Source organism: Paraburkholderia sp. TE9906, from assembly GCF_056279605.1.
Map to the genome: position 1 here is coordinate 445799 of NZ_JBWCCT010000002.1, position 16940 is coordinate 462738.

Genomic DNA, 16940 nt, shown 5'->3' on the forward strand with positions numbered 1-16940 from the left:
GGTGTTATTGATGGCCCGCGAGACGCGGGCTCATGGTCATCACGAAGTCGGTCGAGTCGATCGACAGATTGGGCGAATAAAACGGGTCGTTCCACAAGGCGTCGCCCCAACGCTTCTTCACGAACTCGATTTCTTCGACAAAGCGCGCCATCTTCTCGGGCGTATCTTCATAACCGCGGGAAGCGGACTCGTGGTGGTACAACTCGGCAAACGGGGTCCACACGTTGCGATAGCCGGCGTCGCGCACGCGCAGGCAGAAATCGACGTCGTTGAAGGCGATGACCAGACCCTCGTCGAGTCCGCGCACTTCACGGTAGATGCTCGTGCGGATCACCAGGCACGCCGCAGTGACCGCGCTGACCGCATTGCGCAGCACCGCCCGGCAGAAGTAGCCCGGCGCATTGCGAGGCAGATACTTGTGGCCGTGGCCTGCCAGCCCGCCCATGCCGAGATAAACGCCGGCATGCTGGATGGTGTCGTCGGGGTAGAGCAGTTTCGCGCCCACCGCGCCCACATTGTCTTGCAGCGCGACCGAAACGAGTTCGCTCAGCCATTCCGGCGTGATCACTTCGATGTCGTTGTTCAGCAGGCAGACGAACTCGGCCTCGCTCGCGAGCGCGATGCGGTTGTTGAGGGCCGAGTAATTGAACGGCGAGTCGTCGCGCACCACGCGAATACGCGGGTCGCCTTCGTAGCTCCTGAACAGATCGAAGGTTTCGGGTTTGACCGAGCCGTTGTCGATGATGGTGATCAGGTAGTTCCGGTACGTGGTGCGCTCCTTGATGGAGTCGACACACTGCTTGACGAGATTGGCCGCGTCGCGCGTCGGAATGATGATTTCGACCAGCGGCTCCTGCTCGGGCAACGCGTAGACGATCCGTTGGTACATCACCGCGTCGTCAGCGGATCGCACCGTCCCGGCGATCTTGCTGCGCGTGAGGTGCTCCTGGACCGCGCGGGCCGCGGCGATCGTCGCGTAGGGCTTCGCTTCCGCGCCGGACGCGGTGCTTTCCGGCAGCACGCGCCAGTGATACAGCACGCGCGGGATGTGGTGGATTGCCTGCGGGCCGGCCGCTTCCATGACACGCAGCGCGAGATCGTAGTCTTGCGAGCCTTCCAGGCCTTCGCGGAAGCCGCCGACCTGCCGCAACACGGCGGTCTTGTAGACGCCGAAATGCGAAATCATGTTCTGGCTGAGGAACAGGTCGTAGTTGAAATCGCACTTGAAATACGGATCGTAGCGCTTGCCTTCGATCGTGACCTTGTCCTCGTCACTGTAGATCAACGCGGCCTGCGGCTCGCGTTCGATCAACTCCGCCACGTAGTACAGCGCCAGAGGATGCAACTCGTCGTCGTGATCGAGCAGGCCGGTGTATTCGCCGCTGACCAACGCCAGCGCACTATTGCTCGCCGCGCTGATATGACCGTTGGCCGTGCGGTAGATGATCTTGATGCGGGGGTCGCGCGCCGCGTACTCGTCGAGAATTTCCTTCACGTGGGGCTGCGTGGACTTGTCGTCCGCGATGCACAGTTCCCAGTTCGTGTAGATCTGATCGACGACCGAATCGATGGCCTTGCGCAGATACTCGGCCGGCGAGTTGTACGTCGGCATCACGAGGCTGATGAGCGGCTGGCGCTGCCACTCGCGCGCCGCTTCCACCAGACCCGGATAGCGATCCGCCGCCACCTCGTTGATCGCAATCCAGTTCTCGTAGGTAGCCGGCAGCGGGGTGCCGAGCGCGGCCACCGCGTCGGCCTGGGCAAGCGCGGCCTCGTCTGCTTCACCGAACGGCAACGAGTCTTCGTCGACCACCAGCGCGAAGTCGTTCAACGAGAACGGCCCGGGAAACGCGAGCGGATCGAAGCGCACCGCACGCAGCGTCCATGGGAACGAGATGGTCTGGTCCACATGGTCGTTGGCGTCCGCGCGGAGCCAGACCGCACCCTGTTCCGACATGCCGTCGCCCTTGTCGACATACAGCATGCATGGCGTCTTCGGCGCCTTGCCCGTTGCTAGCGTAAAAGACAGATGTACGGTGCGTCCACGCATGTGCTCCCAACCCGCAATGGCAAACTGCGGATCGTTTGTCGTTGCGTTCCATTGGTATTCGGCACCCGAGAATACTTCAACGTTATTGAGTGGTTGCAGTTCAAGTTTCATGTTGAATGAGGAGCTTTGGCTATATATCTATGATGGACGACATTGTCGGGTATGTGGCCAGCATCGAGAGGCTAATGTCGAACGGCACGGGTACGATGTTGCTTGGCGAACTCTCCTCGCAGGTCGATTCGAATAGTGGATCATCGCCGCCTGGCCGCCGTGGAAGGCCGGATAGGCACGGCGGATTTATTTGAGCGAGGCCCGAACGTCATTGCGCCGACAGCGATGCATACAGGTCTTTCAATGGAGCAAGCACCGCTCGCCAGCGCAGATCGCGATCGTGCCGGAGGGTGCCGCGTTCGCGTGTCAACGCCTCGCGGATCGACCGCGTGATGCTAGCGACGTCGTCCGGATCGAGATAGGCCACCTGATCCGCGAAATACTCGCGCGTGGAGCCGACCTGCGTGACGGCGATGCGAGCGCCGGCCGCATGCGCTTCGAGCGCGGCGAGCCCGGGCGTCTCCAGCGTGCTCGGCAGACAGAACGCGTCACATGCGGCGTAGGCCGAGCGCAGCAGCGGCGAGTCGTGCGGCAGCACGCCGAGATAGATCACCTGATCGCCGCCGGCTTCGAGGCAGGCACGCGCATACTCGGGGTCGCGCTGATGGCCGATCAGGACCACCTTGCGCTCCGGCATGGACTTCATGGCCTGCATGAGCGCAAGCTGGTTCTTGCGCGGCTCGATATTGCCGACGTTGAGCACGAAGGGTTCGCGAAGATTGAAATGGTCGCGAAACAGTTGCGCCGGCACCGGCTCGTAAAACGCTTCTTCGACACCGTTGTAGACCGTGACGAATTTCTCGCGGGGCAGCTGGAACACCTGCGCGAGCGTGTCGCACTCGATGTCCGAATTCGCCACCACGCGATCGGCCAGCGAGAACTGATGCCTGATTTCGTCGACGGGATAGAGGTGCCTCGTCGCGTCGGTGATCCACAGGCTGGAGGACACGACGAGCGGCAAGCCCAACTGCTTGACGAAGTTGCAGAAGTGCACGGAGCCGCCGACGCACGAGAAGAAGTGCACGACGTCATGCTCGAGAAAGCGCGGATTCCAAGCATCGAACAGGTCGACCTCTACGCCGTGCGCCGGAAGATGTTTGCGATACGCAAGCAACTGTATCTCTCCACCGCCAGGTGTGTGGAAAGCCATGGGGTACGTTGCAAACAGCACTTTCATAAATTTGAGCTTATGTCCTCGATCTCTCGAATTTCCCGACAACGTTTGCCAGGGAGTTAACCCGCTTACAATATGCGGCCTGAACTCATAGCGGCATGCCGCCTTCGACCCTACAGATGCCGTATTGTACCGTGCTTCGTTTGCCATTCCGTGCGTCAGACCGTGCGCGTCCGGGGACGCGTTGCCAGTTCCTCAAGCGCGAGCGCGCAGCAGCGCTTACGTTCGATCTGCCGCCTGGCGTGGCATGACCGCGCTGCGCAACCCGATCGTCCTGGTGGATAAAACATGAGTCATACGGTTCTGATCACCGGCGCCAACGGCTTCGTCGGCAAGTCGGTCTCCAAAGCCTTGCTGCAGCGCGGCGACCGGGTCGTCGGCGCGGTACGCCGCGCCCAGACCTCGGCGCAAGGCGTGCGTGAATGGCTGCTCGACGCGGACGATTTCCAGGGCATCGAGCAACGCTGGCCGGTGACGCTGCAATGCGATGCGGTTATTCATCTCGCCGCCCGCGTCCACGTGATGCACGACACCACCGCCGAGCCGCTCGCCGCCTATCGCGCGACCAACGTCGACGGCGCGTTGCGCGTCGCCGCCGCGGCCCGTCGCGCGGGCGCTCGCCGCTTCGTGTTCGTCAGCAGCATCAAGGCGATGGCGGAAAGCAGCATCGGCCGGCCCATCAAGGAAACGGATCCGCCCGCGCCGTCCGATCCCTACGGCATCTCCAAGCTCGAAGCCGAGCGGGCGTTGCTCGAATACGGCCGCGAGTCGGGTCTCGAGATCGTGATCGTGCGGCCGCCACTGGTCTACGGCCCTGGCGTGCGCGCGAACTTCCTGCAACTGATGAACGCGATCGCCCGGGGCGTGCCACTGCCGCTCGGCGCGATCGCCGCGCGCCGCAGCCTCGTGTTCGTCGACAACCTCGCGGACGCGCTCGTGCATTGCACCACCGATCCGCGCGCGGCCGGCCACACGTTCCATGTCACCGACAACCGCGATCTGAGCGTGTCGGAGCTGGCGCGAGCGCTGGCCACGCAACTGCACGCGCCGCAGCGTCTAGTGGCGGTGCCGGTCGGCGTGCTAAGGCTCGCGGGCCGTCTGACGGGACGCTCGGCGCAGGTCGAGCGGCTGGTTGGCGAATTGCGCCTCGACAGTTCGCATATCTGCGAGTGCCTCGGCTGGTATCCACCGCACACCGTCGAGCATGGCCTGCTGGAGACTGCCGCCTGGTATCGCTCCACACACTGATCACACTGAACTGAACGCACTGACCTGCATTGAACCTGCTCCCGATGTCTTCATTTTCCGCCCACCCGGTGGTCCATCTGCTGCTGTGCGGCGCGCTTGCGCTGGGCGCGTGCGCGGCGATCCTGTGGGCGCTCCTCAGAAGCGGTCTCGCGTGGCGGCTCGCCACCGACATCCCCAACGACCGCTCGCTGCACACCCGGCCGACGCCGCGCGTCGGCGGCTGGGGCATCGTGCCGGTGAGCGTGGTGCTGATCTGGCTGGTCGCGCCGTCGCTCTGGCTGCCTGCGCTGGCGGCGGCGCTGCTTGCGGCGCTGTCGCAGATCGACGACCGTCGCGGCTTGCCCGCGCGGGTGCGCTTCGGCGGCCACGCGGCGGCGGTGGCGGCGCTGGTCGCCGTCTATCCGGCCGATGTGCCCTGGTGGGCGCTGGCGGCCATGGCGGTTCTGCTCGTCTGGCTGGTCAATTTGTATAACTTCATGGATGGCTCGGACGGGCTCGCCGGCGGCATGGCGCTGTTCGGCTTCGGCGGCTACGCAATCGCCGCGTCCCTGCCGGCGGGCCCCGCGGCCCATCCCGATGTCGCGCTCGCGCTGGCCAGCATGGTGGTGGCCGGGTCGGCGGCGGCCTTTCTGCTGTTCAATTTCCACCCCGCGCGAATCTTTCTCGGCGACGCCGGTTCGATCCCGCTCGGCTTCCTCGCCGGCGCGCTCGGCTACTGGGGCTGGCGCGAAGGCGTGTGGCCGGTGTGGTTTCCCGCGCTGTGCTTTGCGCCATTCATCGGCGATGCGTCGGTGACGCTGCTCAAACGCCTGCTGCGCGGTGAAAAATTTTGGGAAGCGCACCGCGAACACTACTATCAAAGACTGGTGCAGTCCGGTTTGGGACACGCATCGACGGCATGGGTTTGGTATTTGTTCATGGCGGCGGGCATAATGCTTGCTATATGGGCACTACAATTTGCCGTCCTGTATCAATGGCTGGTTGTCGTCGTTTGGGCTGCCGTGCTGGCGGTCGCCGGGCTGTGCATTGATCGCCGCTGGCGGCGCCACGCGCCCCGTTCCGGGCAATCCTGAGGTTTTGCGCAATGAAAAGATTTAAAGCCCGATGGCTTTCGTTCAGTGCGTTTGCGTTCGACTTGTGCGCGGTGGCTCTGGCCTGGATGCTGGCCTACGTGATCCGTTTCAACGGTCCGGTGCCCGCCGCGTTCTGGTCGAGCGGTCTGCATGCGCTCGTGTGGGTGCTGCTGATCTACGCGGTGATGTTCCGCAGCTACGGGCTCTATCGCGGCATGTGGGTGTTCGCCAGCCTGCCCGACCTGGTGCGTATCGCGAAGGCGATCGGCGTCGGCGCGCTGTGCGTCGTGATCGGCTCCGCGCTGCTGCAGCCGGCACCCGTGGTGCCTCGCTCCGTGCTGATCGTCTCGCCGATGCTGCTGTTCCTCACGATGGGCGGCTCGCGCGCGCTCTATCGCGCGGCCAAGGAGTTCTATCGCTACGGCGGTCTGGTCGGGCAGGGCAAGCCGGTGCTGGTGCTCGGCGCGGGCAACGCCGGCGCGAACCTCGTGCGCGAACTGAAGCGCTCGGGCGAATGGCGCCTCGCGGGTCTGCTCGACGACGATCCGGTCAAGCAGGGCCGCGAAATCTACGGCTATCGCGTGCTCGGCGCGATCAGCGATCTGCAGAAAATTTCCGCCGAACTGAAAGTGGAGCACGTGATCATCGCGGTGCCGTCCGCTTCCGTCGAAGCGCACCGGCGCATCGCCACGCTGTGCGTGCGCGCGGGCGTGCGAGCGATGACGCTGCCCGCGCTCACGCCGCTGACGCAGGGCCAGGCGTTCCTGTCGCGGGTGCGTCAGATCGATCTCGAAGACCTGCTGGGCCGCGATCCGGTGACGATCGACACGGAGCACGTCGAAGCGCTGCTGAAGAACCGCGTCGTCATGGTGACCGGCGCGGGCGGCTCGATCGGCTCGGAGCTGTGCCGGCAGATCCTGCGCTTCGGTCCGGTGCAGCTGGTGGCGTTCGACATCTCCGAGTTCTCGATCTATCGGCTGAACGAAGAGCTGCGCGACAAGTATCCGGAAGTGTCGGTGGTGCCGATCATCGGTGACGTGAAGGACTCGCTGCTGCTCGATCAGGTGATGGCGCGCTACTGTCCGCACATCGTGTTTCATGCGGCCGCCTATAAGCACGTGCCGCTGATGGAAGAGGTGAACACGTGGCAGGCCGTACGCAACAACGTGCTCGGCACGTATCGCGTGGGGCGCGCGGCGATCCGCCACGACGTCGCCCATTTCGTGCTGATCTCCACTGACAAGGCCGTCAACCCGACCAACGTGATGGGCGCGAGCAAGCGTCTCGCGGAGATGGCCTGCTCGGCGTTGCAGGCGCAGGGGTCGCGGCGCACGCAGTTCGAAACGGTGCGGTTCGGCAACGTGCTCGGCAGCGCCGGCAGCGTGATTCCGAAGTTCCAGGAGCAGATTGCGCGCGGCGGTCCGGTCACGGTCACGCACCCGGAGATCACCCGCTTCTTCATGACGATTCCGGAGGCGTCGCAACTGGTGTTGCAGGCGTCGAGCATGGGACGCGGCGGCGAGATCTTCATTCTCGACATGGGTAAGCCGGTGCGCATCGCCGATCTCGCGCACGATCTGATCCGTCTGTATGGCTTCACGGAAGAGCAGATTCGCGTCGTATTCACCGGGCTGCGTCCCGGCGAGAAGCTGTACGAAGAACTGCTGGCCGATGATGAAACGACCACGCGCACACCGCATCCGAAGTTGCGCATCGCGCGGGCGCGTGAAGTGCCCGACAGTATGATCGACAATCTGCTGCCGTGGCTGATGCAGCACCGCGTGCCGTCCGACGATGAAGTGCGCCGTGATCTGCGTCGCTGGGTGCCCGAATATCAGCCGGCCACGGCTGCCGCGCTGCGCAGCGTGACGCCGGTGACGCGGGCGTCGTAGCGACGGCGGCGGCAGTGTCGTAATCGCTCAGAGACACACATAAAGAAAAAGGCGCTCGCGCCTTTTTCCGCTTACCGCTTCCCCTTCCTCACCACCATCCACCGCGGCGACTTGAAGCGCACGATGCTCACATACAGCCACACATAAGTCGCCGCGAACACCACCACGAAGCAGAACAGATGCAGCGTATGCCGCCAGAACAGCGTGGCCGGCACGACCGCGATCAGACACAGCAGCCACAGATACGGCGAAGTCAGCGAATTGCGCCGCGTCAGCTCGCGTGCGGTGCGCGTGCCGACCACCCAGCGCATCAGCCGCTTGTACACGAGCATATGCAGATGCACGCCGTCGGGAATACCCGGCGACATGCCGCGAATGAACTTCTTCCGGTAGATCGAGAAGCAGGTCTCGAAGATCGGATACATGAACAGCAGCACCGGATACCACGCGGACACGTCGCGATTGCGCATCACCAGCATGATCGACAGCTCGGCGAGCATGAAGCCGATGAAGTACGCGCCGCCGTCGCCGAGAAAGATCAGCCCCGCCGGAAAATTCCAGATGAAGAAGCCGAGCACCGCGCCCATCATCATGAACGACGCGGACAGCACGATCGGATCGTGAACCTGGAACGCCACGTAGGCGAGCGACGCGAACATCATGAACGCGACCATCGACGCGAGGCCGTTGAAACCGTCGATGATGTTGATCGCGTTGGCGAGCGCCGCAACGGCCAGCACCGTGACCGCGAAAGAGACCACCGCGTACGAGAGCAGAAAGTCGAGCGGCGGCACGCTGATGCGCGTGACCGCGATATCGAGCAGGAAAAAGGCGAGCGCGGCGGCCACCATCGTGCAGACGAGGCGCACGAGCGGCGACACGCGCTTGGTCAGATCCTCGACGAGACCCGAGCCGAACGCCGGCATGCCGCACGCGATCAGCCCGAGAATGCCGCCCGACACGGCCGGATACGCACGATGCAACTGCACCGCCGAGGCAATCAGCCCGAGCAGAATCCCGGTCCCGCCGATGCGCGGCACCGGCCGCACGTGGAATTTCTGCACGCCGGCCAGATCGGTATCGGTGGAGAATTTTTCATGCAGATGCGCATAGCGCACGATCAACAGCGTGATCAGCAGTGAAACGAGAAAGCCGAGCGCAAAACTAAGCATGAAAGTGGGCCTGAGCGAAGACGGCGAATTATACAAACGAAACGTCGGGCGCCGGCCGGGCGGCGCGCCACCCGTCATTGTCGCGCAACGCGCGGCCGATCCCAGATAGTGAGGTGCAAAGCGGGCGCAAAGGCGCGCCAGTCATGGATTTCACCTATCCAGCGGAGCCGGCGCGGGGTCGTTAACCTGGATGCGGCGAAGTGTAAGTCACGCGCAACGAGTCACCGTCAAGCGGCGGCGCGTGCAACTGCCAACCTGTTTCGCCGCAGATCGGCAAGACGTTCTGGAGACCCAATGCTAAATAACATCACAATTCGTGGCGGCCTGACGCTGGTCATCAGCGTATTCGTCGCTTTCCTTCTGACGGTGATCGCTGTCGGTTATGGCGCGCTCAAACTCGCCAACAGCAGCCTCGACGACACGCAGCGCAGCGCGGTCGCGCTGTCGCATCTGAAGGCGAGTTCCGAAAAGCTTCTCCAGGTGCAGCTCGCGTTGGGCACGTATCAGACGCTCTTTAGCGTCGGCAAGCAGACCGACGATCTGCTGCCGGCCGCGCACAAGGTGCTCGTCGAATCGAACAAGGACTTTCGCAACTACATGGCGGGTCCGTTCGCGAGCGACGCCGAGCGCAAGCTCGCCCAAAGCGTCGAGCAGACGCGCGCCGCGCTGGTCGACAAGGCGATCGAGCCGGAATTCAAGGCGCTCACCGACTTCGACTTCAACACCTTCCGCAACATCCAGGGCGACACTGCGAACAGCTTCTACGCGACCTATTCGAAAGCGATCGACGCGCTCGAAAGCGCGCAGGTCGAGAGCCAGCACCAGCAGGCCGCCACCGGCGCGCAGCGCTTCCAGCTGGCGACGCTGCTGTTCGTCGCAATCGGCGTGATCGCGCTCGTGATCGGCGTGGCGGCGCGCATGGCGCTCTCGGCGGCGCTGATCAAGCCGGTCGCCGCGACCGTCAAGCACTTCGAGCGGATCGCCGCCGGCGATCTGACGGTCGCCATCAAGGTGCGCTCGCGCAACGAGATGGGGCAGTTGCTCGGCGCGCTGACGAAGATGCGCGACGGCCTCGTCGAAACCGTCGCCAAGGTGCGCGGCAGCACGAGCGCGATCACCCAGGGCGCGAACGAAATCGCGTCGGGCAACGCGGACCTGTCCGCGCGTACCGAGCAGCAGGCGGCCGCGTTGCAGCAGACGGCGGCGAGCATGGAGCAGTTGTCGGCGACGGTGAAGCAGAACGCCGACAACGCCAGGCAGGCGAACCGGCTGGCGCACGGCGCGCTCGATACGGTCACGCGCGGCGGCACGGTGGTGTCGCGCGTCACCGAAACGATGGACGGCATTAGCGAGTCCTCGCGCAAGGTGACGGAGATCATCGGCATGATCGAAGGGATCGCGTTTCAGACCAACATTCTCGCGTTGAACGCGGCGGTGGAAGCGGCGCGCGCGGGCGAACAGGGGCGCGGCTTCGCGGTGGTTGCCTCGGAAGTGCGCAGTCTCGCGCAGCGCTCGGGCGCGGCGGCCAAGGAGATCAAGGAGCTGATCGGCGAATCGGCGGCCAAGGTCGAGCAGGGCGCCTCGCTCGTGTCCGACGCGCAGAAGACGATTCACGAAGCGATGAGCGCGGTCGAGCGCGTCACCGGCGTGATGAACGAGATCGAGGCTTCCGCGCTCGAGCAGAGCGACGGCATCGAGCAGGTCAACAAGGCGGTCTCGCAGATCGACGAAGTCACGCAGCACAACGCGGCGCTCGTCGAGCAGGCCGCGGCCGCGGCGAAGTCGCTGGAAGAGCAGGCGGCCATTTTGAAGGACGCCGTCGCGGTGTTTCAGCTCGACGCGCTGACGGCGTAGGCAAATCGTACCGCTCGCGGGCTGGCGCAGGGCGCCGCGTGGCGATGCGAGCGCGATAGGCTCATCGATGGCGGCCCGCAGTCGGGGCTGCCATCGCGATGACGGCTCATGCCCGTCGAGTCAATGACTCGTGCCCAGATAAGCCGCCTTCACCGACGGATCGTTACGCAATTGCAGCGCCGGCCCATGCGCGGCGATCCGGCCGTTTTCCAGCACGTAACCGTAATCGGCCACATTGAGCGCCGCCGCGGCGAACTGCTCGACCAGCAGCATCGTCACGCCCTGGCCCTTCAGATTCTCGATGATGCGAAACACCTCTTCGACGAGAATCGGCGCGAGCCCCATCGACGGTTCGTCGAGCAGCACGAGTTCGGGGTTCAGCATGATCGCGCGCGCCATCGCCAGCATCTGCTGCTCGCCGCCGGACAGCGTGCCGGCCAGTTGATTGCGCCGCTCCTTCAGACGCGGGAACAGTTCGATCGCGCGCTCCAGATCGGCGTTCACGTCGCCGCGCGGCCGGGCCCATGTGAGGCGCGGAAACGCGCCGAGAATCAGATTGTCGGTCACGCTCATCGTCGCGAACACGCGCCGGCCTTCCGGCGAATGCGCAAGGCCGAGCCGCGCGATGCGGTGCGAGTCGAGCGCGTCGATCCGCTTCGCGCTCGCGCCCACGCCCATCGTGATTTCACCCGCGCTCGGACGGATCATCCCGGAGATCGCGCGCATCGTGGTGGTTTTGCCTGCGCCGTTCGAGCCGATCAGCGTGACGACCGACGCCTTCGGCACGTCGATCGAAATGCCGTGCAGCACTTTGACCTTGCCATAGCCCGCATGCAGATTTCTGATCGATAGCATGTGTGTTCCTGTGAGTCTCAAGACCTGTGCGCGCCGCTCAGGCCGCTTGCCCGGCCGCCTGGCCGCCGAGATAAGCCTCGATGACTTTTTCGTCCGACTGGACCTCGGCCGGATTGCCTTCCGCGATCTTCTGCCCGAAGTCGAGCACCGACACGCGGTCGCACACGCTCATCACGACGTCCATGTGATGCTCGATCAGCACGACCGTGATGCCGTGATCGCGCACTTTGCGGATGATCGCGATCAGCTCCTTGATGTCCGGCGCGGTGAGGCCCGCGGCCGGTTCATCGAGCAGCAGCACTTGCGGATCGAGCGCGAGCGCCCGCGCGATTTCGAGCAGCCGCTGCTTGCCGTAGGGCAGGTTGCGCGCTTCCTCGCCGGCCACCTTCTCCAGCCCGACGAAACGCAGCATGCCGAACGCGCGCTCGCGGGCGGCTGCTTCCTCGCGCCGGTAGCGCCGCGACATCAGCCCGACGTCGGCGAGATTGGCGCGGAACGTGTGATGCAGACCGACCAGCACGTTTTCGAGCGCGGTCATCTCGCCGAACAGCTGCACGTTCTGAAACGTGCGCGCGATGCCCGCCAGCGCGATCTGCGCCGAGGTCTTGCCGGCGAGCGACGTGCCGCGATAGTCGAGCGTGCCGGCGGTCGGCACGTAGATGCCGGTCAGCACGTTCATCATCGTGCTCTTGCCGGAGCCGTTCGGGCCGATCAGCCCGTGAATCGTGCCGCGCTGCACGCTCAGATCGACATTGTTGAGCGCCTTCAGGCCGCTGAACTGCATCAGGATGCCGCGCAACTGCAGGATGTCTTCGGTGCCGCCCGCCTGCACGGCCTGAATCGCATCGCCGCCGACCGTCGTGGGCGCCGTCGTATCGACGGTGACCGTGCGCACCCGGCCATGCAGCACGATCTTGCGCACGAAGCCGACCACGCCGTCCTGCAGGTAGTACACGACGAGCAGGATCATCAGGCCGAAGATCGTCAGCCGCCAGTCGGCGAGCGTGTCGATGCGGTACGAGAACGCGGCGAGCCCGACCGTGCCGAGCACCGGAATCGCCACCTTGCGCGGCGTCGATACCTTGCGCGCGAGCGCCACGCCCGCGCCGATCACGACCACCGCCGCCAGCACCGACGCGACGATGCGGAACATGTCGATGTCGTCGAGCAGTTTGGGCAGCAGCACGATGATCGCGGAGCCGAGCAGCGCACCGGTGCGCGTCTTGCGTCCGCCCATGATGATCGCGAGCAGGAACAGGATGGTCAGCTCGAAGTTGTAGGTGTTCGGCGAGATGTACTGCTCCGAATACGAATAGAGGCAGCCGGCCAACCCCGCGAAGCCCGCGCTGATCACGAACGCGTAGACCTTGTAGCGATAGACCGACACGCCCATGCAGTCCGACGCGATCGGGCTGTCGCGCAGCGCTTCGAACGCGCGGCCCAGGTGCGACTTGAGCACGCGGTGCACGACGATCAGCGACACCACCAGCAGCGCCGCGACGAGCCAGTAGTATTCGACTTCGTTCATCGGCCGGCCGCCGAGCGACGGCTTCGGAATCTTCACGCCCATCGGCCCGTTGGTCAGAAAATCCATCTCGTTGATGAGAATCTGCAGGATCGTGCCGAACGCGAGCGTGACCATCGCGAGGTACGGGCCGGACACGCGCAGCGCAGGCAGCGCGAGAATCGCGCCGAAGCCGGCCGTGATCAGGATCGCGAGCGGCGCGGTGACGAAAAACGGCATGCCGAGCTTGATGAACAGTACGCCCGCCGTATAAGCGCCGACCCCGAACAGCCCCGCATGACCGAGCGAAACCTGGCCGGTATAGCCGACCACGATGTCGAGACCGAACAGCAGGATCGCGTAGATCATGATGGTCTCGAACAGATGGATGTAGTACGGGTTGCCCGACAGCACCGGGAACACCGCGAGCGCGACCAGCGCCAGAGCCGACGCAATGAGTTTCTTCAGATTCACGGCGGGCCTCACACTTTCTTGATCGAGGTCTTGCCGAACAGGCCGGCGGGTTTCAGCGCGAGCACGATCAGCAGCAGCACGAGCCCCGGCACGTCCTTGTAGCCGGTGGAGATATAGAAGCCCGTGGTGGTCTCCGCAATCCCGAGAATCACGCCGCCCACCACGATGCCGAGCCCGCTCGACAGCCCCCCGATGATCGCCACCGCGAACGCCTTGAGCCCGAGCACCGCGCCCATCGTCGCGCCGGTCAGCGTGAGCGGGGCGATCAGCACGCCGGCGAACGCGGCCGTCAGCGACGACAGCGCATACGAAAACGTGATCACGAGGCCGGTGTTGATGCCCATCAGCGCGGCGGCGTCGCGGTCGTTCGCGGTGGCCACCACCGCCTTGCCGAAAATCGTCTTGCGGTTGAAGAACTCGACCGCCAGCATCATCACGAGTGCGCCGCCGACCACCAGCAGTTCCATCGGCAGCACGTTCGCGCCGAGCACCTTGAGCGGCGCTTCCGGCAGCGGCGACGGAAAGCGCAGATCGTCGCGGCCCCAGACGTTTTCCGCGACGTTCTTGAAGATGATGCCGAGCGCGATGGTCGACATGATCCAGCCGAATTCGGATTTGATCCTGATCGCGGGCCGCACGCCGATCCGCTCGACGAACGCGCCTTGCAGCAGGCCGAACAGGCAGACGAGCGGAATCATCAGCCAGTAATTGACACCCAATGACACCAGCGTAAGGCCGACCAGCGCGCCGAGCATCAGCGCGTCGCCCTGGCCGAAGTTCAGCGTGCCGGACGTGGCGAACGTGAGTTGATAGCCGAATGCGATCACGGCGTAGATCATGCCGAGCGCAATGCCGCTATAGATGAGCTGCAGAAGAATGGCCATCGTCGAGCGCCTTCGTATTCACCGCGTATGAGGCAGAGCCGCGCCCGCCGTCAGGCGGGTGCGGCTCCCGGAGCGTGCTGCCGCGCGTTATGCGCGCGGCTTGGCCACGGGCCCGGCGCGAGGTGCGCGTCGGGCCCGCGTCGATACGCGCCTAGTTCGACGACGCCTGCTTGGTGCGCAGCTGGCTGCCGCCCTTGCGGTCGGCCTCGTACGCATAGATCACGCGGCCGCCCTTGACCTCGCCGACCACCGGCACGTTCGGGCTGATCGCTTCGTGGTCGTCGTGCGTGAACGGCTTGTCGTAGACCATCACGACGCCTTCCACCTTGGTATTGAGGTTTTCGAGCGCGGCGCGCACTTTCGGGCCGTCGGTCGAACCGGCCTGGGTGATGGCGGCGGCCAGCAGGTAGATCGAGTCATAGCCCTGCGCGGCGGAGACCGGCGAGTCGATGCGATTGTTCTTCGGCTTGAATTCCTTCAGGTACGCGTCGATGAATGCCTTGCGTTTCGGCGTATTGGCTTCCTGAATGAAGGTCTGCGGCATGCGCGCGCCTTCGCCGTTGGTGCTCGCGTTGTCGATGTAGTTCGCCATGGAGAGCGTCCAGCTGCCGATCAGCGGCACTTTCCAGCCGAGCTTGGCCATGCCGTTGGCGATCTGGGCGAGCTCCGGCCCGATGCCGTACGTCAGCACCGCTTCAGCGCCGGCCTCCTTGGCCTTGAGCAGCTGCGCGGTCATGTCGACGTCCTTGATGTTGAATTTTTCGACGGCGACCGGCTTCACGCCTTTCGCGGCGAGCGCTTTTTCGAGGTCTTCGCGGCCGAGCTGGCCGTAATTGGTCGAGTCGGCGAGAATCGCCACTTTCTTGAAGCCGCGCTTGGTGACGGCCTCGTCGACGATCATCGGCGCCTGAATGCGGTCCGCGGCGGCATTGCGGAACACGTAGTTATCGGGCTGATCGGTGAATTGCTTCGTCACGATACTGCCGGTCGCGACGTTGTTGAAGACGGGAATCTTTGCTTCCTGGAAGAAGCGCTGCGAGGCGAGCGCGACGCCGGTGTTGATGTAGCCGACCACCGCGACGACTTTTTCCTTGTTGATCAGCTCTTGCGCGATCTGCACGCCGCGTTCGTTTTTCGCTTCGTCGTCGCGCTCGACCAGCACGATCTGGCGGCCCAGCACGCCGCCGCCCTTGTTGATCTCAGCGGCGGCAAGACGCACGCCGTCGCGCATGCTCACGCCCATCGAAGACGACCCGCCGGTGAAGGGTCCGTCGACGCCGATCTTGATCGGGTCGGCCGCGTAGCTGACGTTGGCGAAGGCATACAGCGCGAGCGCGCTCACCACGCTCTTCAAGCGAATTCCCATAGCAGTCTCCGTAGCATGTCTTTTCTGCACGGAGCCTCGATTCGGCTCCCATGCGCGCCGACCGGACGTTCTTAGGAAGCCTGACCGTCGCGTCGGTGAAGCAGTATAGGAAATCGTAAAGGATTAGTAATATTCGGACTTACCCGCTTGGTGCAATCCCGCAATCGACGGCGGCGCAGTCCGTGCGGTACAACCTGCCGGACCCGCTCGCGCCCCCGTCGATTTTTCCGGCAACCGGTGGGTTGCCGTGGCCGCGTCAGGCAAATCCGCGCGGATTGCTCGACTGCCAGCGCCAGTGATCCGCGCACATCCGTTCGATGCCGAACTGCGCGCGCCAGCCGATGATGTTCTCGGCGGCCGCCGGATCGGCGAAGCACGACGCGACGTCGCCCGGACGGCGCGCGACGATCTCGTACGGCACCGGCTTGCCCGACGCCTTTTCGAACGCGCGCACCACGTCCAGCACGCTATAGCCCTGGCCCGTGCCGAGGTTCACGACGAGGCTCGCGTCGCGCTTGACCAGCGCGTCGAGCGCGGCGAGGTGCCCGCGCGCCAGATCGACCACGTGGATGTAGTCGCGCACGCCGGTGCCGTCGGGCGTTTCATAGTCGCCGCCGAACACGCGCAGCTTGTCGAGCTTGCCGACCGCCACCTGCGCGACATACGGCATCAGGTTGTTCGGAATGCCGGCCGGATCTTCGCCGATCAGACCGCTCTCGTGCGCGCCGACCGGGTTGAAGTAGCGCAGCGTGGCGATGCGCCACGACGGATCGGACAGTTCCAGGTCGCGCAATACCTGCTCGGCGATCAGCTTCGACTGGCCGTACGGATTGGTGGCCGACAGCGGGAAGGATTCATCGATCGGCGAGCTTTTCGGCACGCCGTACACCGTTGCCGACGAACTGAACACGAACTGCCTGACGTTGCGGTCGCGCATCACGCCGAGCAGCGCCAGCAGGCTGCCGACATTGTTGCTGTAGTACTCGATCGGCTTCGCGACCGATTCGCCCACCGCCTTCAGCGCGGCGAAGTGAATCGCGCCCGTGATCGGGTGCGCATCGAAAATACGGTTGAGCGCGTCGACGTCGCGCGCGTCGTTGTCGTAGAAGGTCACGGCGCGGCCGGTGATTTTTTCCACGCGCCGCAGCGATTCGCGGTTGCTGTTCACGAGATTGTCGATCACCACGACGTCGTAGCCGCCGTTGAGCAGTTCGACACAAGTATGCGAGCCGATGAAGCCGGCGCCGCCCGTTACCAGAATCGTGCCCTTCGTGGTCATGCTG

12 protein-coding genes are annotated in these 16940 nt (G+C 64.5%); 4 read left to right on the forward strand and 8 right to left on the reverse strand.

All coding sequences use genetic code 11. The features are described 5' to 3' along the window. Positions 1 to 4: 4 nt before the first annotated feature. On the reverse strand, positions 5 to 2161 hold the full coding sequence (locus ACZ9H4_RS05890) for a glycosyltransferase family 2 protein (protein ID WP_408324868.1): 2157 nt from the start codon (positions 2159 to 2161) through the stop codon (positions 5 to 7). Between the two features lie 208 nt (positions 2162 to 2369). Continuing rightward, positions 2370 to 3338 (reverse strand): glycosyltransferase, encoded by a 969-nt coding sequence (locus ACZ9H4_RS05895; protein ID WP_476118656.1) that lies wholly within the window; start codon positions 3336 to 3338, stop codon positions 2370 to 2372. 285 nt (positions 3339 to 3623) lie between these two features. Between ACZ9H4_RS05895 and ACZ9H4_RS05900 the strand changes: the two genes are divergently transcribed. The 3 genes from ACZ9H4_RS05900 to ACZ9H4_RS05910 are packed head-to-tail and all read left to right on the forward strand — an operon-like array spanning position 3624 to position 7548. Continuing rightward, positions 3624 to 4583, forward strand: a complete 960-nt coding sequence (locus ACZ9H4_RS05900) for a UDP-glucose 4-epimerase family protein (RefSeq protein WP_476118465.1) — start codon at positions 3624 to 3626, stop codon at positions 4581 to 4583. A 44-nt stretch (positions 4584 to 4627) separates the two neighbouring features. Beyond that, positions 4628 to 5656 (forward strand): MraY family glycosyltransferase, encoded by a 1029-nt coding sequence (locus ACZ9H4_RS05905; protein WP_476118466.1) that lies wholly within the window; start codon positions 4628 to 4630, stop codon positions 5654 to 5656. Positions 5657 to 5667: 11 nt separating this feature from the next. Beyond that, positions 5668 to 7548 carry a polysaccharide biosynthesis protein gene (locus ACZ9H4_RS05910; protein WP_476118467.1) on the forward strand — a complete coding sequence of 627 codons (1881 nt, stop codon included), beginning with the start codon at positions 5668 to 5670 and terminating at the stop codon, positions 7546 to 7548. 71 nt (positions 7549 to 7619) lie between these two features. On the opposite strand, the gene ACZ9H4_RS05915 is transcribed toward ACZ9H4_RS05910, so the two are convergent. After that, positions 7620 to 8720: an MraY family glycosyltransferase gene (locus tag ACZ9H4_RS05915; protein ID WP_408144429.1), complete on the reverse strand. Its 1101-nt coding sequence runs from the start codon at positions 8718 to 8720 to the stop codon at positions 7620 to 7622. A gap of 294 nt (positions 8721 to 9014) precedes the next feature. On the opposite strand from ACZ9H4_RS05915, the gene ACZ9H4_RS05920 reads away from it, so the two are divergent. After that, the gene (locus ACZ9H4_RS05920) at positions 9015 to 10574 is read left to right on the forward strand and encodes a methyl-accepting chemotaxis protein (RefSeq protein ID WP_476118468.1); all 1560 of its coding nucleotides are present in this window, start codon (positions 9015 to 9017) and stop codon (positions 10572 to 10574) included. Between the two features lie 120 nt (positions 10575 to 10694). On the opposite strand, the gene ACZ9H4_RS05925 is transcribed toward ACZ9H4_RS05920, so the two are convergent. The 5 genes from ACZ9H4_RS05925 to galE all read right to left on the reverse strand — a co-directional run bounded on the left by ACZ9H4_RS05925 (position 10695) and on the right by galE (position 16936). Continuing rightward, positions 10695 to 11429, reverse strand: a complete 735-nt coding sequence (locus ACZ9H4_RS05925) for an ABC transporter ATP-binding protein (protein ID WP_408144433.1) — start codon at positions 11427 to 11429, stop codon at positions 10695 to 10697. A gap of 37 nt (positions 11430 to 11466) precedes the next feature. Then, positions 11467 to 13407, reverse strand: coding sequence for a branched-chain amino acid ABC transporter ATP-binding protein/permease (locus tag ACZ9H4_RS05930; RefSeq protein WP_476118470.1), 1941 nt, complete (start codon positions 13405 to 13407; stop codon positions 11467 to 11469). An 8-nt stretch (positions 13408 to 13415) separates the two neighbouring features. Next, positions 13416 to 14291: a branched-chain amino acid ABC transporter permease gene (locus tag ACZ9H4_RS05935; protein WP_408144437.1), complete on the reverse strand. Its 876-nt coding sequence runs from the start codon at positions 14289 to 14291 to the stop codon at positions 13416 to 13418. A 151-nt stretch (positions 14292 to 14442) separates the two neighbouring features. Beyond that, positions 14443 to 15657 (reverse strand): ABC transporter substrate-binding protein, encoded by a 1215-nt coding sequence (locus tag ACZ9H4_RS05940; protein WP_476118471.1) that lies wholly within the window; start codon positions 15655 to 15657, stop codon positions 14443 to 14445. A 256-nt stretch (positions 15658 to 15913) separates the two neighbouring features. After that, positions 15914 to 16936, reverse strand: coding sequence for a UDP-glucose 4-epimerase GalE (gene galE, locus ACZ9H4_RS05945; RefSeq protein WP_476118472.1), 1023 nt, complete (start codon positions 16934 to 16936; stop codon positions 15914 to 15916). Positions 16937 to 16940: the final 4 nt, after the last annotated feature.